Origin of the sequence: Streptomyces sp. NBC_00885, assembly GCF_045207475.1 — a bacterium.
Taxonomy (GTDB): Bacteria; Actinomycetota; Actinomycetes; order Streptomycetales; family Streptomycetaceae; genus Streptomyces.
This window is the reverse complement of sequence record NZ_CP108796.1, coordinates 8,064,592-8,084,354: the sequence shown is the minus strand read 5'-3', so window position 1 is coordinate 8,084,354 and position 19,763 is coordinate 8,064,592. Positions and strand designations below refer to the sequence as shown.

16 protein-coding genes and 1 pseudogene are annotated in these 19,763 nt (G+C 70.0%); 6 read left to right on the top strand and 11 right to left on the bottom strand.

All coding sequences use genetic code 11. The features are described from left to right. Positions 1-2: 2 nt before the first annotated feature. Complete coding sequence (locus OHA61_RS36795) at positions 3-2,222, bottom strand: NADP-dependent isocitrate dehydrogenase (RefSeq protein WP_406306692.1); 2,220 nt, start codon at positions 2,220-2,222, stop codon at positions 3-5. A gap of 212 nt (positions 2,223-2,434) precedes the next feature. On the opposite strand from OHA61_RS36795, the gene OHA61_RS36790 reads away from it, so the two are divergent. Continuing rightward, positions 2,435-3,673, top strand: coding sequence for an AI-2E family transporter (locus tag OHA61_RS36790; RefSeq protein WP_406306691.1), 1,239 nt, complete (start codon positions 2,435-2,437; stop codon positions 3,671-3,673). Positions 3,674-3,899: 226 nt separating this feature from the next. Then, a complete protein-coding gene (locus OHA61_RS36785) occupies positions 3,900-4,778 on the top strand; it encodes a trypsin-like serine protease (protein WP_406306690.1) in 879 nt (292 codons plus the stop codon). Positions 4,779-4,847: 69 nt separating this feature from the next. On the opposite strand, the gene OHA61_RS36780 is transcribed toward OHA61_RS36785, so the two are convergent. The 6 genes from OHA61_RS36780 to OHA61_RS36755 all read right to left on the bottom strand — a co-directional run bounded on the left by OHA61_RS36780 (position 4,848) and on the right by OHA61_RS36755 (position 10,123). After that, positions 4,848-5,357 (bottom strand): mycothiol transferase, encoded by a 510-nt coding sequence (locus tag OHA61_RS36780; protein WP_361906739.1) that lies wholly within the window; start codon positions 5,355-5,357, stop codon positions 4,848-4,850. 95 nt (positions 5,358-5,452) lie between these two features. Beyond that, positions 5,453-5,659 carry a cold-shock protein gene (locus OHA61_RS36775; protein WP_406306689.1) on the bottom strand — a complete coding sequence of 69 codons (207 nt, stop codon included), beginning with the start codon at positions 5,657-5,659 and terminating at the stop codon, positions 5,453-5,455. A gap of 135 nt (positions 5,660-5,794) precedes the next feature. After that, complete coding sequence (locus OHA61_RS36770) at positions 5,795-6,982, bottom strand: ABC transporter ATP-binding protein (RefSeq protein WP_406306688.1); 1,188 nt, start codon at positions 6,980-6,982, stop codon at positions 5,795-5,797. A gap of 38 nt (positions 6,983-7,020) precedes the next feature. After that, on the bottom strand, positions 7,021-7,854 hold the full coding sequence (locus OHA61_RS36765) for a carbohydrate ABC transporter permease (RefSeq protein ID WP_360864915.1): 834 nt from the start codon (positions 7,852-7,854) through the stop codon (positions 7,021-7,023). Next, positions 7,854-8,765, bottom strand: coding sequence for a carbohydrate ABC transporter permease (locus tag OHA61_RS36760; protein ID WP_406307597.1), 912 nt, complete (start codon positions 8,763-8,765; stop codon positions 7,854-7,856). Before OHA61_RS36760 ends, OHA61_RS36765 begins: the two co-directional genes overlap by 1 nt. A gap of 23 nt (positions 8,766-8,788) precedes the next feature. Beyond that, positions 8,789-10,123 carry an ABC transporter substrate-binding protein gene (locus tag OHA61_RS36755; RefSeq protein WP_406306687.1) on the bottom strand — a complete coding sequence of 445 codons (1,335 nt, stop codon included), beginning with the start codon at positions 10,121-10,123 and terminating at the stop codon, positions 8,789-8,791. 225 nt (positions 10,124-10,348) lie between these two features. Between OHA61_RS36755 and OHA61_RS36750 the strand changes: the two genes are divergently transcribed. The 3 genes and pseudogenes from OHA61_RS36750 to OHA61_RS36740 all read left to right on the top strand — a co-directional run bounded on the left by OHA61_RS36750 (position 10,349) and on the right by OHA61_RS36740 (position 12,273). Then, positions 10,349-10,651, top strand: coding sequence for a dsRBD fold-containing protein (locus OHA61_RS36750; RefSeq protein WP_324989413.1), 303 nt, complete (start codon positions 10,349-10,351; stop codon positions 10,649-10,651). 53 nt (positions 10,652-10,704) lie between these two features. Continuing rightward, positions 10,705-11,572 (top strand): annotated as a pseudogene (locus OHA61_RS36745) (endonuclease/exonuclease/phosphatase family protein). Positions 11,573-11,619: 47 nt separating this feature from the next. Beyond that, complete coding sequence (locus OHA61_RS36740) at positions 11,620-12,273, top strand: M15 family metallopeptidase (RefSeq protein WP_406306686.1); 654 nt, start codon at positions 11,620-11,622, stop codon at positions 12,271-12,273. Between the two features lie 75 nt (positions 12,274-12,348). Here OHA61_RS36740 and OHA61_RS36735 read toward each other — a convergent pair whose 3' ends face one another. The 3 genes from OHA61_RS36735 to OHA61_RS36725 all read right to left on the bottom strand — a co-directional run bounded on the left by OHA61_RS36735 (position 12,349) and on the right by OHA61_RS36725 (position 16,349). Beyond that, complete coding sequence (locus OHA61_RS36735; RefSeq protein WP_406306685.1) at positions 12,349-14,775, bottom strand: SpoIIE family protein phosphatase; 2,427 nt, start codon at positions 14,773-14,775, stop codon at positions 12,349-12,351. A gap of 97 nt (positions 14,776-14,872) precedes the next feature. Further along, positions 14,873-15,769 (bottom strand): DMT family transporter, encoded by an 897-nt coding sequence (locus OHA61_RS36730; protein WP_406306684.1) that lies wholly within the window; start codon positions 15,767-15,769, stop codon positions 14,873-14,875. 19 nt (positions 15,770-15,788) lie between these two features. After that, the gene (locus tag OHA61_RS36725; protein ID WP_406306683.1) at positions 15,789-16,349 is read right to left on the bottom strand and encodes a hypothetical protein; all 561 of its coding nucleotides are present in this window, start codon (positions 16,347-16,349) and stop codon (positions 15,789-15,791) included. A 418-nt stretch (positions 16,350-16,767) separates the two neighbouring features. Here OHA61_RS36725 and OHA61_RS36720 point away from each other — a divergent pair, with 418 nt between their 5' ends. Beyond that, positions 16,768-18,930 carry an FUSC family protein gene (locus tag OHA61_RS36720; protein ID WP_406306682.1) on the top strand — a complete coding sequence of 721 codons (2,163 nt, stop codon included), beginning with the start codon at positions 16,768-16,770 and terminating at the stop codon, positions 18,928-18,930. A 70-nt stretch (positions 18,931-19,000) separates the two neighbouring features. Here the strand turns inward: OHA61_RS36720 and OHA61_RS36715 are convergent, their stop codons facing one another. After that, the gene (locus OHA61_RS36715) at positions 19,001-19,660 is read right to left on the bottom strand and encodes a helix-turn-helix domain-containing protein (RefSeq protein WP_406306681.1); all 660 of its coding nucleotides are present in this window, start codon (positions 19,658-19,660) and stop codon (positions 19,001-19,003) included. Positions 19,661-19,763: the final 103 nt, after the last annotated feature.

The window sequence follows — 19,763 nt, the reverse complement described above, 5'->3', positions numbered from 1 at the left end:
CGTCAGCCGAGTGTCGCGACGGCCTGGTTGAAGGTCGCCGACGGACGCATGACCGCCGCGGCCTTGGCCGCGTCGGGCTGGTAGTAGCCGCCGATGTCGGCCGGGGAGCCCTGCACCGCCAGGAGCTCGCCGACGATCGTCTGCTCCTGCTCGGTGAGCGTCTTGGCGAGAGCCGCGAACGCCCCCGCGAGCTGCGCGTCGTCGGTCTGCCTGGCCAGCTCCTGGGCCCAGTACGTGGCCAGGTAGAAGTGGCTGCCACGGTTGTCGATGCCACCCACGCGGCGGGTCGGCGACTTGTCCTCGTTGAGGAACGTGGCCGTCGCACGGTCGAGGGTGTCGGCGAGCACCTGGGCGCGCGCGTTGCCCGTCGTCTGCGCGAGGTGCTCGAAGCTGGCCGCGAGGGCGAAGAACTCGCCCAGGCTGTCCCAGCGCAGGTAGTTCTCCTTGACCAGCTGCTGGACGTGCTTGGGCGCCGAGCCGCCGGCACCCGTCTCGAACAGACCGCCACCGTTCATCAGCGGGACGACGGAGAGCATCTTGGCGCTCGTGCCGAGCTCCAGGATCGGGAACAGGTCGGTCAGGTAGTCACGCAGCACGTTGCCGGTGACCGAGATGGTGTCCTCGCCGCGGCGGAGGCGCTCGAGCGAGAACTTGGTCGCCTCGACGGGCGACATGATCTCGATCTGCAGACCGTCGGTGTCGTGGTCGGCGAGGTAGGACTTGACCTTCTTGATCAGCTGCGCGTCGTGCGCGCGGCTCTCGTCGAGCCAGAACACCGCCGGGGCGCCGGTCGCGCGGGCGCGGGTGACGGCGAGCTTGACCCAGTCCTGGATCGGCAGGTCCTTGGCCTGGCACATACGGAAGATGTCGCCGGCGCCCACCGTCTGCTCGAGAACGACATCGCCCTTGCCATCGACGACCCGCACGGTGCCCGTGGCGGGGATCTCGAAGGTCTTGTCGTGGCTGCCGTACTCCTCGGCCTTCTGCGCCATCAGACCGACGTTGGGTACGGAACCCATGGTCGAGGGGTCGAAGGCCCCGTTCGCGCGGCAGTCGTCGATGACGACCTGGTACACGCCGGAGTAGCTGCTGTCGGGCAGGACCGCGAGGGTGTCGGCCTCCTGGCCGTCCGGGCCCCACATGTGACCGGAGGTGCGGATCATGGCCGGCATCGAGGCGTCGACGATGACATCGCTCGGCACATGCAGGTTGGTGATACCGCGGTCGGAGTCGACCATGGCCAGCTCGGGACCGGCGGCGAGCTCGGCCTCGAAGGACTCCTTGATCTTCGCGCCCTCGGGCAGCGACTCCAGGCCCTGGTAGATGGCGCCGAGACCGTCGTTCGGGCTGAGACCGGCCGCGGCCAGCGTCTCGCCGTACTCGGCGAACGTCGTCGGGAAGAAGGCACGCAGCACGTGACCGAAGACGATCGGGTCGGAGACCTTCATCATCGTGGCCTTCAGGTGCACGGAGAACAGCACGCCCTCGGCCTTGGCGCGGGCGATCTGCGCGGTGAGGAACTCGCGCAGCTCGGCGACGCGCATGACGGACGCGTCCACGACCTCGCCCGCGAGGACCGGCACCGAGTCGCGCAGGACGGTGGTGCTGCCGTCGTCACCGGCGAGTTCGATACGCAGCGAGCCGGCGTCGGCGATGACCGCGGACTTCTCGGTCGAGCGGAAGTCACCGGCGCCCATGGTCGCGACGTTCGTCTTCGAGTCGGCGGTCCAGGCGCCCATCCGGTGCGGGTGGGTCTTGGCGTAGTTCTTCACCGATGCCGGGGCACGGCGGTCGGAGTTGCCCTCGCGCAGCACCGGGTTCACGGCACTGCCCTTGACCTTGTCGTACCGCGCGCGGACGTCCTTGTCCTCGTCGGTCTTCGGGTCGTCCGGGTAGTCGGGCAGCGCGTAGCCCTGCTGCTGCAGCTCGGCGATCGCGGCCTTCAGCTGCGGAATCGAAGCCGAGATGTTCGGCAGCTTGATGATGTTCGCGCCGGGAGTCTTGGCGAGCTCGCCCAGTTCGTGGAGGGCGTCCTCGATCCGCTGCCCCTCCTCCAGCCGCTCGGGGAAACTCGCGATGATCCGGCCGGCCAGGGAGATGTCACGGCTCTCCACCCTGACACCGGCCGTCGCGGCGTACGCCTCGACCACAGGCAGGAACGAATAGGTCGCCAGGGCGGGGGCCTCGTCAGTGTGCGTATAGATGATGGTCGAGTCAGTCACCGGATACTCCACTCCACGTCTGCAACATTGCTCGACATCAAGATATCTCGTGTTCGGGCGCCACCCGGCAGGGCCCTGCCCCATCGGGATGCGGGACCGGGCGCCACGACCCCTGCCGGGCAGGGATCCGGGTGCCATGGATCGGGGTGCCTTCGGGCGAATACCGCTCCGGCGGCGTGGCAGGGCGCGCCCCTGGTGGTACGTGCTTGTGGATGTGGCCATCGGATCCGCAGTCCAGCAGCCCGGACCCCGGCCGGCCCTCCGTCGGGCGCCGGCGCCGGATCCGCACTGCGACGCGTCAAGCCCTGCACGGCGTCAGCCGCCCCGCGGCCGGGAACCCGGGCGGGGGGCCGCTGTCCCGGTCCCGGCCCGGCGACCGGCTGCCGGTGCATCCCGCCCTGCAGACGGCAGCCTCGTACGCCTGGCGGATCCTTGTGGTGGGCGGGCTCGTCTATGCCGTCTTCTCCGTGCTGGGACGGTTCCACGAGATCGCCGTGGCCGTCTTTCTCGGCCTGGTCGTCACCGCGATGCTGCGGCCGGTGGCCGACCTGCTGGGGCTTGTGATGCCGCGACCGCTCGCGGTCGCCGTGTCCCTGCTCGGCAGCATCGTCATCGTCCTCGGGGTGCTGGTCCTGATCGGCGAGTCGGTGGCGGGAGAGCGGGCCGGACTGCAACGGGAGTTCGAGGCAGGCATCGGAAGGATCGAGCGCTGGCTCGAGAAGCCGCCGTTCCGGCTCAACCCCGACGCACTCACCGACCTCCAGTCCCGGATCGGGGAGTTCCTGTCGAGCCACCGCTCCACCCTCATCAGTACGGCGATGAGCGGCGCGCACAGGCTGGTCGAGGTGCTGACGGTGCTCGCGCTGGCCCTGTTCTGCTCGGTCTTCTTCATTCACTCCGGCGACCGGCAGTGGGGCTGGTTCTGCGAGCAGCTTCCGGTGGCCGCCCGGGAACGGGTTTCGATCGCGGGCCGTGCGGCATGGCGGACCTTCACCGGCTACACGCACGGCATCGTGCTGGTGGCCGCGACCAATGCCGTCCTGGTCGGGGTGGCCCTGTTCATCCTCGGCGTGCCGCTCGCGCTCCCGCTGGCCTTGCTGGAGTTCTTCGCGGCCTTCATTCCGCTCATCGGCTCGCCCATCGCCCTGGCTGTCGCCGCCGTGGTGGCCCTGGCCGCGAAAGGTCCACTCATCGCGGGGCTGGTCATCGCGCTCATCGTGATCATCGGGCAGATCGAGGGCCATCTCCTGCACCCGATCGTGATGAGCTGGGCGGTTCGGCTGCACCCGGTGGTGGTCGCGCTCACGGTCATCGGCGGTGCCATCGCGGCCGGGATCCTGGGCGCGGTGGTGGCCGTACCGCTGGTGTCCGTCGTGTGGTCGGCCCGTCAGGCGCTGCGCCGGGCGCCCGAACCGGAACCGCTGGAGAAGGCGGCCTCCCCCGTCCCGTAATGCCCTGCGGAGTCCGGGCGCCCGGGCCCTCACCAGGGCACGGCGCTCGTCCGCTTGGGCCGGTACCGGTCAGCGCAAACCTTGCTGCGACACCCCGTACGCAACAGGAGATCCGTCAAGCAACAGCCAAGGATTCCCGGCACTCTTGCCGCATCGGCCACCCGCGCGCTTCACTGTCGCTCACCCCCACAGGAGAACCCAGTTCCCTCATACCGAAGGGCTTCTCTTGACTGCCGTTCCAGTACGCCTGAGTACCGTCACCGCCGCGGCCTGCGCCCTGGTGTTCGGCGCCGCTCTGCCGTCCTCAGCGATCAACTCGTACAACGCGACGCCCGCGCCGGAGCGCACGGAAGTCGGCGCTCTCGTCGCCACCTGGGACAACGACGACAACCCCGCGACCCCCGACCGGGTCGACTGGGTCTGCTCGGGCACCATGATCGACGCGGACACCTTCCTGACGGCCGCGCACTGCACCACCGACTGGCCGGCGAACGTGAAGTTCTACGTCTCTCTCGACCAGGACGTACAGGGCGCACTCGACAAGGCCTCCGCCGCGCACCCCGGCGACCCGGCGGCCGTGGCGAAGGCCGTGGCCGTCCAGGGCACGGCCCACAGCCACCCCGCATACCCGGGCCCTGCCTCGGACACGCACGACATCTCGGTGATCGAACTGCCCGCCGCCCAGGTCAAGGCGCGCTGGACGTTCACCCCTGCCACGCTTCCCAAGGCCGGGGCGCTGGGTGCGCTGGGGTCGCAGGGTCTCAACGACACCTCGTTCTTCGTGGCCGGTTACGGGACGCAGGAGGCCCAGCGAGGCCCCGGCGGCCAGACCCATCCCGGCGGCGGTGTACGGATGAAGGCTCCGGTCACCTTCAACGCGCTCAACAACACCTGGGTACGCCTCGCCATGACCGCACCGCAGGGCAACGGCGGCGCGTGCTACGGCGACTCCGGCGGCCCCAACTTCGCCACGCTGGGCGGGAAGATCACCCTGGTCGCCACCACGATCACGGGCGACACACCGTGCTACGCCACGAACGTCGCGTACCGTCTGGACACCCCCGGGGCACGCGCCTTCCTCTCCCCCTTCGCGAAGCTGCCGTAGAAGGCGGCGCACATGATCCACAGGTGCCGCCGGGTCCGGGACCCGGCGGCACCGCAGTCCTAGGGCCTGCTACCGCCGTTCCACGGAGCCCCGGACGAAAGCCGCCTGGCCGGCGTGCTGCAGATCGTCGGCGATGACGCTGACAAGACGGACGCCCAGGGTGACCGGCGGGGACCAGGACTCGTCCACGACGCTGTCGAGTGCCGCGTCGTCGAGGCCGGCGACGAATCGCACGGACTGCTCGTGGACGGCGTCGAAGTAGCCCAGCAGCAGCTCGGGGGATTCGACCCGTACTGCCGCGACCTGCTTGCTGGTGTGGCCGAAGCCGGTCGCTCCCCTGGCGAAGGGCAGCTCGAAACGGTCCGCCCACTTCTGTGAGAACCACACCTGCTCCACCGCGGCTGCGTCGGACACATGGTCGTCCTGGATGCGCGAAAGATGCCACACGAGCCAGGCGATCGAGTTCGCGTCCGGGTCCAGCCGGGCATTGAGGTCGTCCGGCGAAAGGCCCTCGACGGCACCGTGTACCGCTTCCCGGATGCGCTCGAACGCATCGGCCAGCAAGTCTGAGCTGTTCATGCACTGATCCCTTGGTCGCTGAAGCAGACACGCTCTGCCCTCGGGGTCACCCGGTGGGCAGAGCGTGTCTCAGTCGTGTGGGTCGGGCTCGGCCCTTAAGTCAGCGGGACGACGTTTTCCGCCTGGGGGCCCTTGGGGCCCTGCGTGACCTCGTACTCGACCTTGTTTCCCTCAGCCAGTTCCTTGAAGCCGGTGGTCTGGATGGCGGAGAAGTGGACGAATACATCCGGGCCGCCGTTGTCCTGCTCGATAAAGCCGAAGCCCTTGTCCGGGTTGAACCACTTCACCGTGCCAGTTGCCATTGGTCACATTCCTTGATCGCATGCCACGGCATGTCCTTGACGTGCCGACCGCAGCCCATGGCGGCTCCGGCTCTCAAATGTTCCCCACCCGTCCGCTGCCAGGCGCGCCATGACACGCTGGCAATTGCGAAAGGCTCAGCCGCTGTTCTCCGGGTGGGTGAGGTTGACACCGGTGCGCGGGTCGAAGACATGCATGCGCGAGGTGTCCACCCACAGCTCGGCCCGGCCTCCCTCGGTGATGCGCGTCGACGCGTCGAGCCGGGTGACGATCTTGTTGGCTGCGGCTCCGGTCTCCTTCTGACCGGAGTCGGCTGCCAGCTCCTCGAGTTCCGAGGTGATGGTCGCCTCCCAGCCCTCCTCGCTGAAGTACGCGTAGACATCCGAGCCGAGGGACTCGATCACGTCCACGCTGGCGCTGAACCGCGTCCCCTCCCGGTCCGGATCCACCAGCGAGGCGTCCTCGAACGCTTCGGGCCGCAGCCCGACGATGAGGTCGCGCGGTGCGTTCTGGCGCTCCAGGCTGCGACGGATCTCGTCGTTCACCGGGAAGTCACCGATGGCGGTCTGCAGCCTGTTCTCCTCCAGCGTGGCGTGGATGAAGTTCATGGCGGGTGAGCCGATGAACCCGGCGACGAACAGGTTGCGCGGGGCATCGTAGAGGTGCTGCGGGGTGCCCACCTGCTGGACGATGCCGCTGCGCATGACGACCACGCGGTCCCCGAGGGTCATGGCCTCGGTCTGGTCGTGGGTGACGTAGACGGTGGTGGTGGCCAGCCGCTGCTGGAGGCGCGAGATCTGGGTACGCATCTGCACCCGGAGCTTCGCGTCGAGGTTGGACAGCGGCTCGTCCATCAAGAACGCCTTGGGGCTGCGGACGATGGCGCGGCCCATGGCGACACGCTGTCGCTGGCCACCCGAGAGGTTCGCCGGTTTACGGTCCAGATGTTCCGTCAGGTCGAGGATCTGGGCGGCCTCCTCCACCTTGCTCTTGATGGTGGCCTTGTCGACCTTGGCCAGGCGCAGGGCGAAGCCCATGTTGTCGCGCACGGTCATGTGCGGATAGAGGGCGTAGCTCTGGAAGACCATCGCGATGTCGCGGTCCTTGGGCGCCTTGTCGTTGACCACCTGGTCGCCGATGCGCAGGGTGCCGTCGGTGATGTCCTCCAGCCCGGCGATCATGTTGAGGGTCGTGGACTTGCCGCAACCGGAGGGGCCGACCAGGATGACGAACTCCCCGTCTCCCACGGTGAGGTTGACGTCCTGTACGGCCAGGGCGCCGTCGGGATACCTCTTGGTGATGCCCTCGAGAACAATCTCGGCCACGGTCGCTGCTCCTTGTCCTGACGGTCGGCTGCTGCCGGTCAGCCCTTGACGGCCCCGGACGTCAGTCCGGCGACGATGCGCCGCTGGAACAGCAGCACGAAGACGATGATCGGAATGGTGATCACCACCGCGGCGGCGGCGATCGAACCGGTGGGCTGCTGGAACGCGCTGCTCCCGGTGAAGAAGGCGAGCGCCGCCGGCACGGTGCGGGCCGCGGTCGTCGAGGTCAGGGAGATAGCGAACAGGAAGTCGTTCCAGCAGAAGATGAAGACCAGGATCGCGGTGGTGAACACGCCCGGCGCCGCCAGGGGTGCGATCACCAGCCGGAAGGCCTGGGCGGCAGTTGCCCCGTCGACCTTGGCCGCCTTCTCCAGATCCCAGGGGATCTCCCGGAAGAACGCGGAGAGCGTGTAGATCGCGAGCGGCAGGGAGAAGGTCATGTACGGGATGATCAGCCCCAGCCAGGTGTCGAAGATCCCGATGATGCGCTCGATGTTGAACAGTGGGGACACCAGGGAGATCGGCGGGAACATCGCGATCAACAGGGACATACCGATCAGCAGCTTCTTGCCGGGGAAGCGAAGCCTCGCCACGGCATAGGCGGCCATGGTGCCGAGCACCACGGCGATCACCGTGGAGATCAGGGCGATACCGATCGAGTTGATCAGGGCACGGGTGAACTCCGAGGTGTCGAAGATGCCGCTGTAGTTCTCCCACGTCCACTTGTCGGGGACGAAGTTGCCGTCGGTGAGGGTGCTGGGGTCCTTGAACGACAGAGCCGCGATCCACCAGACCGGGAACAGTGCGTAGGCGATCACCACGATGTTGGTGATGGCCCAGCCGGTGATGTGCCTCTTGCCTGCGCTGGCCATCAGCGTCCCGCCTCCCCTGCGCCGGGGGCGGCAGCCCCGAAGAGTTTGATGAAGGCGAAGGCGATCGCGCCGACGCAGATGAAGATGAGCACGGAGATTGCCGATCCGATGCCGAGGTTGAGTGACGTGAACAGGTTGTCGTAGCCGAGAATCGACACCGATCCTGTGCCATGAGCACCCGACGTCAGGATGTAGATGTTGTCGAAGATCCGGAAGGCGTCCAGGGTGCGGAACAGCAGGGCGACCAGGATGGCCGGCTTCATCAACGGCACCGTAACCAGAATAAAACGCTGCCAGGAGGACGCACCGTCGACCATGGCGGCGCGCAGCGTCTCCTCCGGCACCAGGGCGAGTCCGGCCAGCAGGAGCAGGGCCATGAAGGGGGTGGTCTTCCAGACCTCGGCGAGGATGATGATCCCGATGGCCGGCCACTGCTCGGTCAGCGGGGCTTCACCCGACGGAAGCAGCGCGGCGAGATAGCCGGTGTCCGGGGTCCAGGCGTACTGCCAGGAGTAGGCAGCGACGACCGTGACGATGCCGTACGGGACGAGGATCGCGGTACGCACGGTCCCTCTGCCGAAGATGGCGCGGTGCATGACCAGGGCGAGCGCGAAGCCGAGGACGAGTTCCACGGCCACCGAGACGGCGGTGATGAACAGCGTGACCCAGAACGCCTCCCACCAGAAGTCGGAGGAGAGCACGGCCCCGTAGTTGCTCAGGCCCACCCACTTCGCCTGGTTCGGGAAGCGCAGGTCGTAGCGCTGCAGGGAAAGGTAGATCGCGTAGCCGATGGGGTAGGCCGTGACGGCGAGCATGACGACCACCGCCGGCGCGCACAGCAGCCAGCCCAGCCGTCGTTCCTGCCGTGCGCCCTCGGACAGTGCCTCGGCCGTGCCGGGGGCCGGGGCCATAGCCGTGGCGGAGGTTGGGGTGTTCACGGGATCAGCCCCTTGGACTCGAGGGCGTCCTCGATCTGGGTGCCGATTTCATCGACATCGCTTCGGGGATTGATCGCCGAGGGCGGGGAGAGCGTGTGCGAGATCGCGATGGACACGTTCTGGTAGGCGGGGGTCTGGGGGCGGGTGCTCGCGTTCTCCAGGGCCGAGAGCACGTCGGCGGCGAACGGGTAGCTCTTGATCAACGCCTTGTCGGAGTAGAGCGAGCGCAGGGTGGGCGGAAGTCCGCCCTCGATCGCCGCGGTCATCTGGTTCTGACGATTACGCAGGCACAGGGCGGCTTCGAACGCGAGGTCCGGGTGGTTCGAATAGGCGCCGATGGCGAGGTCGATGCCGCCGATGGTCGGCTTCGCCGGCCGGCCGGGGTCCACTGAGGGGTACGGCGCCCAGTGGAAACTCTTGAACAGCTCGGGCTGGTTCGCCTTCATCGAGGGGTAGACGAACGGGTAGTTCAGCTCGAAGGCGGCGGTTCCCGACTCCATGGCGAGTCGGTTCTGGTCCTCCATCTGGTTGGACAGGGAGGGGTCGGCGGCGGGCGATGTCGCCAGGTCGTGCATGATCGTGGCCGCCCGGACAGCGGGCGGGCCGAGCGAGGGTGCGGTGGCCGTGCGGTTGAGGATCGAGCCGCCCGCGCTCTCCACGAGCGTGTTGAACCAGACCGTCAGTCCCTCGTACTGGGCGCCCTGGATCTCCACGAAGTGCGGCTTGCCCTGCTTGGCGAGGACGCGGGCCATGGCCAGCATCTCCGCCCAGGTCGTGGGGGGCTTGGGCACGAGATCGCTCCGGTACCACAGCAACTGGGTGTTGGTGTTGTACGGGACGGCGTACAGCCTGCCCTTCCACGTCGCCGTCTGGAGCGGCACTTCGAGGGTGCCCACGGTGGCCTTGCGGCGATTGGCGCCCGTCCACGGCAGGATCCACTTGGCCTCGGCGAACTCCGCGGCCCAGGTGACATCGAGGCCCAGGATGTCCATGGCGCTGTCCTCGGCGGCGAGCCGGCGGACGAGCTGCTGACGCTGGCCGTCCGCGGCGCGCGGGAGCTTGTTGTACGAAATGGTGTAGCGCCCGCCAGAGGAGCGGCTGCAGTTGCTCGCCGCACTGGCCAGGGCGCCCGAGTCGTCCGGGAAGTTGTACCAGTTCAGGCGGACCGGGCCGCCGGATTCCTCTGAGCCGCAGGACGTCAGCAGCCCGGCCAGCAGCGACAGCGCGGCGAGGCACCGCAGCCGCCCCGCGGCACGACGGCCGGCGGTTCGCGGCGATGCTTTGCCGCGCACCCGTACCGGACGGGCCTGTCCGTTCGTGCGCCCCACCATTCACCTCCCGGACCCGGCGGTCACCGGGTGCCTGGTCACCCCGCGCAGCGCCTTCGTCGGGTGAAGGTAGCCGCTCCCCTGCCGTTGTCAGGTGCGACGCGGCGCGTCGTGGACGCAGATCCCCCGTATGGCCAGGGGGCGGCGCGCGACCGGGAACAGGTGGGTGGATCCTGAAGGCATGACTGCGTCGCGGCGGCTCCGCGGCCGCGGGCGAGGAGGTGTGCGATGACTCATCGGACCCTGGAATGGAAGGTCAGCGTCCATCTGTCCGAGGAGGACGGCAAGACGAAGGCCCGCGCGGTGCTGGACACGGGCACCACGACGCTCACCGGCCATGGGGTGGCCCACTGCAACCCCCAGGACGTGGACGTCCCCGCGATCGGCGACGAACTCGCGGCGAGCCGGGCCATGCGGGACATCGCCGGGAAGCTGATGCGGGCCGCGGACCGGGACCTGGAGGCCGTGGGCGCGGGTCCGGGGACGGGGCGCGCGGGGCCGCCGTACGGCTGGTCGGAGGCGGTGACATAGATCGACGGCGCTGCCCCCAGACTGGGACTTCCATACCCGAGTGAGGTGGGCAGATGCGCGTACTGACCTGGAATGTGTGGTGGCGGTTCGGGCCGTGGGAACAGCGGCAGAAGGCAATTGTCAGTGTGCTGCGCGAGCTGCGGCCCGATGTCGTCGGACTGCAGGAGGTGTGGGCCGGCGGCGGGGAGAATCTGGCGCGGTGGCTGGCGCAGGAACTCGGCATGCAGTGGACCTGGGCGCCCTCCCATGCGCCTCAGCGGTGGCGGCAGCGGCTCGGGGACCCGACCGTCGACGTCGGCAACGCGGTACTGAGCCGCTGGCCGATCGTGGACCGCGCGGTGCTGCGGCTGCCCCCCCGAAGCGTATGACGACGGGCGGCTGGCCCTGTACGCACGGCTGGATGCTCCCGGCCACCAAGTGCCCTTCTTCACCGCGCATTTGACCTCAGTACCTCATGCTTCGGCCGTGCGCTGCGAGCAGGTCGCGGCGCTTGCCGGTTTCGTAGCGGCTCACCGGGGCGGGACCCGCTTTCCACCGGTGGTCACCGGGGATTTCAACGCGTGGCCGGACTCCGACGAGATCCGCTTGTTCGGCGGCTACAAGACGGCAGCCGCCGTACCCGGCCAAGTCCTCCTCGACGCCTGGGAGTACGCCTCCCCTGAGGCACCGTCAGCCACCTGGGATGCGGCAAACCCCTTCGTCGCGGCGACGTTCAGCCCGAGCGCCCGTATCGACTACATCCACGTCGGCCCACCCGGCCCCGGCGGCCTCGGCACGGTCCGCTCCATTCGCCGGGCGGGCGACGGCCCGGTGGACGGGGTATGGCCGTCGGATCATGCAGCGGTGGTCGCCGAACTGGGGGGCGCCGGGACCGACGTGTCTGGGGCGGCCGGTGGCATCGCGGATCTGGCTTGTCCGTGACCGCGCGGGCCGCACCGGGCGGCGCGGATCATCCTAGGGTTCGGGTCATGAACGAGATCATCTTGATGTCGGACCCGAAGATCGTGGCCCTGCCTGTCCAGGAGTGCGGGGCGCGGCTCGTGGACGTCCGCCGTGGCGGTTCCCTGCTGGTCGATGCCAGGAAGGAGGATCCCTCGGGCGCCTTCGCCCGGTTGCGGGAGGGCGTCTACGATCGTCTGCTCAAGGCTCAGACACTGCTTCCGCCCGGTCTGCGGCTGCTGTTCGTCGAGGGCTACCGGCCGCCTTCGCTGCAGCGCCAGTACTTCGAGCAGTACGCGGACGAGCTACGAGCCGACCATCCCGACTGGTCCGACGACCAGGTCCACTCCGCGGCGAGCCGCTATGTGTCCCCGCCCGAGATCGCCCCGCACAGCGCCGGTGCGGCCGTCGACCTGACGCTTGCGCATGCCGACGGCCGTGAACTGGACCTGGGGACCCGGATGAACGCGAGCCCCGAAGAGAGCGACGGCGCCTGCTATACGCATGCCGCCAACATCCCGGTGGACGCCCGTGCCAACCGGGACATCCTGCGCGGCGCGCTGACGGGTGCGGGCCTGGTCAACTACCCCACGGAATGGTGGCACTGGTCCTTCGGCGACCGCTACTGGGCCCTGGCCACCGGGGCCGCTGCCGCCCTTTACGGACCTCGCACCCTGGACTGATCCGTGCCACGGTCCTGCCCGCCGTAACAGCTCGGCGCGCCGCGAGGGACGTCCGGGGGAGCCGTCGCCGGACTGTCATTCCGCCGAGGGGAAGACCTGTTCCGTCCAGATCGTCTTGCCGGACTCCGTGTACCGGGTGCCCCATCGGTGAACCAGCTGCGCGACGATGAACAGGCCGCGCCCGCCTTCGTCCTCCTCCTCGCTGTGGCGCAGATGTGGCGAGGTGTGGCCGGCGTCCGCGACCTCGCACAGGAGCGTGCGGTCGCGGATGAGGCGCAGCTGCAACGGGCCCTCGGCGTGCCTGACGGCGTTGGTGACCAGCTCGCTCACCACGAGTTCGGTCGAGAACGTCAGCTCTTCCAGGTCCCATTCGCGCAGCTGACCGGTAGCCAGTTCCCTGGCATGGCCCACCGCGACCGGTTCGGCGGGCAGTTCCCAGTGGGCCACGTGTCCGGGGTCGAGTTCCCGGGTGCGTACGAGCAGCAGTGCCGTGTCGTCGGCGGTCGTACCGTACGGCAGGAGTTCCGACAGGGTGCGGTCGCACAGTTCTTCCAGCGATCTGCCGGGGTCTCCGAGCACCCGCCCCAGGGTGTTGAGGCCCTGATCGATGTCGCGGCCGCGGGTTTCGACCAGGCCGTCGGTGAAGAGGGCTATGAGACTGCCCACCGGCAGCTCTAGCTCCTTCGACTCGAACGGCAGACCGCCGAGCCCCAGCGGCGGACCGGCCGGGAGGTCCGGATAGGACAGGCGGCCCTCGGGGTCCACGATCGCCGGTGGCAGATGCCCCGCCCGGGCCATGGTGCAGCGGCGGGAGACCGGATCGTAGACGGCGTAGAGGCAGGTCGCGCCGGTGGCGTCGTCCTCACGCGGCTCGATGGGCGGACCGACCGCGTCCATCAGATCCTCCGCCGACTGGCCCACCAGATCGTCGAGCCGCCTGAGCAACTCGTCAGGAGGCAAATCCAGTTGGGCGAGCGCGCGTACGGTCGTGCGCAGCCGGCCCATGGTCGCCGCCGCCTGCAGGCCATGGCCGACCACATCCCCCACGACGAGCCCAACACGGGTTCCGGACAGTGCGATGACGTCGAACCAGTCGCCGCCCACCCCTGTCACATCGTCGGTGGGCAGATAGCGGTAGGCCAGGTCGACCGCTGTCTGCTGGGGCAGGTGGCGCGGCAGCAGTTGGCGCTGGAGGGCGAGTGAGGCGGCGCGTTCACGGGAGTAGCGCCGTGCGTTGTCGATGGACACCGCTGTACGGGCCGCCAGTTCGTCGGCGAGAGCTATCTCGCCGTTGTCGAAGGTGGCCCATGGTGCGCGCCGGAAGGTGACCAGTCCCAGCGGGCTGCCGCCGGCTCGCAACGGAACGACCAAGGTGTCGTCCGCGAGCACGAGCCCGCCCGAGGAGAGGCTGCGCATCTGGGGGGAACCCGGCGGGTAGTCGACAGGGGACGGCGGATCCGTCTTCTCCGACTCGACCGGCCCGCCCGACTCGCCCGGCCCCCCCGGCCCGGCCGGCCCCTTCGCCGGGGCCGATCGCGAAGCGACCCGTACGAGAGCGCCCCCAGCCGGGCCACCGGCGCCCAGCACCCCGCCCTCCACCACTTCCTCGACGAGGTCGACCGTCACGGCATCGGCGAATTCCGGGACCGCCACCTCGGCGATCTCCTCCGCGGTGACCATCACGTCGAGGACGGTGCCGATTCCACGGCCGGCCTCGACGAGAAGGGCCAGCCGCTTCTGCGCCTCGTAACGATCGGTGATGTCGAACGCGTCCTCGCAGACCCCGAAGACATGCCCGTCAGCGTCCTGCAGCCGGTAGTAGGAGCACGACCACAGGTGCTCGACGTCCGGATCGCTGGGCGGCCGGCCACGGAAGTGCAGGTCGACGATCGGCTCTCCGGTGTCGAGTACCTGGTTCATGACCGAGTCGAGGGTGTTGGGGTAGCCCTCGGTCAGGAAGCTTCCCTCGGAGTACAGCTCGTCGGCCCGCAGACCGCGGAACTCGGCGAAGGGCAGCCCGATCTCCAGCTCGTACGCGGCGTTGCACCACGTCAGCCGCAGTTCGGTGTCGTAGATACCCAGGCCGACGGGCGACTGGGTGGCCAGCCCCTGCAGCAGCGCCAGCCGGGACTCCCACAGCCGCAGACTCTCCAGTGCCGTCGCGACGAGGACGTGGGCCGCCGTGCCGCTGCCGGGCAGGGAACTCACCGCCGTGGCCACGAGCAGCGAGCGGCCGTCACTGTGGTGGGCGACACGGATCTCGCCGCCGCTCAGCGGTGCGCCCGCTTCGTCGGCCTCGGTGAGCCCGGATGACTGCCGGGACGGCAGGAACGTGTCCAGGGGCTTTCCGATGATCTCGTCCTGCGCGTATCCGAAGAGTTCCTCGGCCGTGCGGCTCCATCCGATGACCGTGTCCTGGGCATCGAGAACCACCGTGGCAGCCCTGGCGACATCGAGCGGACCACGGAAATCGGCACTCTTCGCCGTGCCCCATGGGCTCACAGCGCCACACCAGCCCGGTTCATTGCCTCCAGAATCCGCCTTGCCCGCGACGGGCACAACCGGGTGGGCACTCCCGTACGCATTGATGTGCGGGCGCTCACGGCGCGTCTGCGACTCGCTGTGGCTCGTCGGGGGAGACCACCGACCGGGTCAGCGGGATCCGGGCGAGCGCGAACACTCCCGTGGCGATCATGACGAGGCCGAGCAGCTGCGGGAGCAGCCACCAGCCGGAGCGGACATGTTCCTCGTAGAGGGTGATACCGAGGGCCAGGCTCACCGTCGCGTCGCCGAGGGTCAGTGCGGGCTGGGAGGCGACCAGGGGGCCGGCCTGCATCGCGTTCTCCAGCAGGAAGAGCGCTCCCCCGCCGACCGCCGCGAAGGCGTAGGTCTGCCATGCGGTGAAGAACGCCACGATCCCGTCGTCGTCCAGGATGTGCATCGCCGCCTTCATGAGAGCCGCGGTCAGCGCGTAGCTGATCGCGGTTGCCGCGCCGAAACAGGCGGCCCGTGCCCGGCCCTCGGGGCGTTTGAGTGCCGCCAGGGCGAGGACGACGACCAGTCCCCCGCACGCGACGAGCGCGGGGACCCAGCGGTCCAGCGGCACGTGGGTGCGGTTGCCCGTGGGGGACGCCGCGGCGAGGGCGACAGCCAACCCCGCCACCACACCGGTCACCGCCACCCAGCCGACGCGCGGAAGGTGCCGCCGCATCAGCAGCGAGGCGACGATCAGGGTGAGCGGCAGTTCCAGGACGAACAGCGGCTGAACGATCGTCAGTGGCCCGGTCACCAGGGCCAGCGCCTGGCAGACGGCGGCCGCGATGACGGCGAGGATTCCGGCCAGCCAGACGCGGCGCTTGAGCAGATCGAGCATCAGCCCCGCGCGCAGGCCCTCGGAGCGCGGCACGGTGAGGGCCGCCTTGCGCTGCAGCACGGTGGCGACCGCGTTGCTGAGTGCCGCGCAGAGGGCGAAGAGGACCGGCAGCAGTAGGTGCACGGTGATGGGTCTCCCGCTCTCAGAGTTCGTCGAGGTTCAGTCCCGCGGAGGGCTGGGCGAACAGCCGGCGGGCGTTCTCGTCGAGGGCGGCGAAGCCTTCGACCAGTTGCGCCGCGACCCGCCAGCCGCCGTCCGACGGCTCGTCACCCGGTGGCTGGTCACCGAGTGGATCGTCACCGGATGGGTCGTCACCGGGTGGATCGACGAGCGTGGGCATCGGCGCGAACTCCCAGACGTGGAAGGCCTTTCCGGTGAACGTCTCGCTCACGGGCGACCCTTCGAGCCGCTGCCTCAGGAAGAACTCCAGCCGGGTGTGGGCGCGCCAGCGGCCGTTGGGCAGCCGCTCGGGCCGGGACAACTGCTCCACGACGTGGGATTCGTCGAAGAATTCCGCGCGGGCTTCGAGAAAGTCCCGCAGCCCCTCGTCGCCCTGCCAGATCAGCCCGTTGACGAAGCCTGTACGGAAGTCGTCGGTGAGGATTTCGGCCCGCATCCGCTCCGCCGGGACATGGGCCTGGAGCAGTGCGAAGTAGCGCTCGATCGTGTCCCAGATCAGCGGGGCAGCCCGCTCGGCAGACATACGACCTCCCACGTTCCGCAGGGGTCCGGGGCCCCGCTGCGCCACGGGCCGGGTCCGTGCACTCACTGCCATGGTGGCCCCGGCCGGCGCTCTCCCGCGATCCGGCCGATCCTGCGCCGCGGGGCACCGCCACCGGTAAGGGCCCGGGCTGCGGACCCGCGGCCCCGAGCCGACAATGACTCGAGGGATCGAGGGCGCATGCCCCAACGACCCGCGACGCTGCGGCGGCGTCGCCCGAGAGGAACGTGCCCATGCGCGCAGAGTCGTCATCGGCCGCGCGAACGGGGGCCTCTGCCGTGGTCCCGGTCGCGCTGTCCCGTGTTCGCCGGCGGCTCGTCGTCCACGGCGAGGTGCCGCCGCTTTCCGTGCACGCGCCGGGGCCCGCGGACTGGGGCCCCGGCAACCGTGAGATCCGGCCGTGAGCCGGGCACGCCCCGCCGAGGCGGACTCGGGGCGCCACCGCGCCGTCGCGCACAAGGCGGACCGTACGGCGGTCGTACACCGGGCCGTCCGGGTGACCACGGCCTCGTGCGCCGGGTTCTACCCCTTCCTGTACTGGGCGGATCAGCCGGTGCCGGCTCTGTACGCCCTGTTCGGACCGGTGGCACTCGGGATGCTGTCCCCCATCCCCGGCTCCGGGCGGCAGCGGGCGGCCGTGATGCTGCGCGCGCTGCCGGTCGGCCTGGTGCTCGTCGCCCTGGGCACGGCGCTGGCCGTCGACACCTGGGCGGCGGTTCTCGGGATGCTGGTGGTCGGCTTCGCTCTCGCCTTCGCGGCGGTCGCGGGGCCCCGGCCGGCCGGAGCGGCACCCGGGCTCCAGCTCTTCTACATCCTGGCCTGCTTTCCGCCCTACGCACCGGACTCCCTCGGGTCGCGGCTGGCCGGACTCACCCTGGGCGTGCTGCTGCTCGCGGCGTGCGAGGTCTTCCTGCTGCCCGCGGCGCCGGCCGTCTCCTACCGGGAGAGCCTGACGGAAGCCGTCGCGACCGCCGGTCGCGCGGCGGCCGCGGCAGCGGCCGGAGAGGGCGGCGACTCTGCGGACGACTTGCGGGCGACCGGCCGACGGCTGCGGCTCTCCCGTCTTCCACCCGCCGAACGGCCGGCCGGGGCCGGCCGCTCGGCCCGCGCGCTGGCACAGGCCGGATCCGCGGCGCGCAGACTCCTCGACCAGCTGGCGCACCTGGGCGCAACCCCGTCGGCCGGCCGGGACACGGAGGCCGATGCCGCGTCGGCCGACATGCTCGCCCGCGTCGCCGCGCACTGCGCCTCCACCGCACAGGCCCTGCGCACCGGCCACCCGCCCCCGCGGTCCGCAGCCCCAGCCCTGGACACGGCGGTACAGCGCTTCCAAGCGCTGCGTGTGGCACGGGCTGCCCGGCCGCCGGAGACCGCACCCCCGGTCCCGGCGCTGCGCCGCCAGGCCGAGGTACTGGGCACGGCCGAATCGGCACGGATCCTGCAGACCGCCGTACGCGTCGGACTGGACGGCAGACGCACTGCGCCGATCCAGCCGCACGCACTCTTCTGGTACGCCGACGCTCGCACCCCGTACCTGTGGTGGCGCCGCCTCGCCGGCCATCTGACGCTGCGTTCGGTCCTCTTCCAGAACGCCACCCGGACCGCGTTCGGCCTGGGGGCCGCCCGCCTGATCGCCGGATCACTGGACCTGTCCCACGGCTTCTGGGTGCTGCTCGCCGTGCTCACTCTTGGCCGCACGACCGCCGGGGCCACCTGGACGGCCGTGCGTTCCGCGCTGATCGGCACGCTCGTCGGCGCGGTCGCCGCGGGCACGCTCCTGCTCGTCGTCGGACGGCACACCGATGCGTACGCGGCCGTGCTGGCGCCCGCCATGCTGGCCGCCTTCGCACTCGGGCCGCTCTTCGGGATCGCCTGGGCGCAGGCTCTGTTCACGCTGGTGGTGTCGGCCGCGTTCGCCCAGATCGCCCCCGCCTCCTGGCAGCTGGCCGAGGACAGGATCCTGGACGTGGTCACGGGCAGCGCTATCGGTCTGCTGTGCGGGCTCCTCGCCTGGCCGGCCGGGGCCCGGCGCGAGGTACGAAGAACCATGTCCGACCTGCTGCGCTCCTGCGGCCCGCTGATCACCGGGACGGTGCGGGTGCTGCTCGCCACCCCGGCGGGAACAGCGCCCGCACAACCCACCCACCCGGTCGTCCACCGACTCCGCCTCGCCGAGGCCGCGTACTTCCAGCTCCGGAGCGAACCGGGCGACGCGTCGGCCGATCCCATGGACTGGCACGCCGCACTGATCACGGCGAACCATGTGCTGCTCGGCGCCCACTGGCTGCCCCGCTTCGACCTGCCGCCGACCGGTATTCCCCCTGACGCCGCCGCTTGGGCCCGTACGACCACCGAACAGCTCGTCCGGGCCACCGACCGGATCGCCGCGCTCTGCGCCGACGAGAACCGGGCGCCGGGGCCGCCCGGCGCTGTGGCGTACCACCCGCCGCCCGAGGTGCGGGGCTTCGCCGTCCTGCCGATGCTGATCGACCTGGAGCAGTGGCTGAGCAGCCTCGCGGCCCAACTCACGCATATCGAGAGCTCGGTGCCGCCCGGGAAGTGAGGTGCCGCGCCGGAGCACGCCGAACACGGCGAGCGGTCCCGACGCCGGGCCTCACGGCAGGCCCGGCGTTCTACGTGCCCTGGGCCCGGTCGACCGGGCGCAGGATTCCCAGCAGCAACTGCACCAGCTCGTCCACGACCTGATCGAGCGTCGCGTCCACCCAGCCCGCCCTCCAGTCGTGCAGCAGGCCGTTCACGCTTCCGATGAAGGCAGCCGCGGCGACGCGATAGTCCCGCGGTGCCGCCTCACCTCGTTCGACCGCCGCTGCCGCCTCGGCGCAGATCAGAGCCACCCAGCGCGAGCGCCGGGCCAGACGCTGTTCCTCCAGCCGCGGGCTGACACCGATGATCTCGACGAACGTGATGCGGATACGACGCGGGTCGCCGGTGACGTTGGCGGCGTACGCGCGAAACGCCGCCGCTGCGCGCTCTGCGATCGGCATGCCTTCGGCTTCGGCGAGCGCGGCCAGCGCTGCCCCCTCCGCCCAGTCGTTGACCTGGAGGTGCAGAGCGGCGAGTACGTCTTCGAGGGTGCGGAACTCCTCGTAGAACTGACGGGTGGACAGGCCGGCCGCCTCGCTCAGCGCCGCCACGGTCGTGGCCCGGTAGCCGGGGCTGTCGCCGAAGAGCTGGAGTGCGGCGTCGAGGAACCGCCGGCGCCGTTCGGCCTGCCGTTCCTCGGCGGACCTGCCCCCGTAGCGGCCCGTCGGTTGTCTGAGCCTGCCGGCCACGCGTCCTCCCTCGTCGGTCCCGGTCATTTTCTCGTGTCGCGAGTCTTGTGGACCTCACCGCCTGTCGTTACTTTCCAGTAGCCCAGTCTGAAGCGGCTCGTAT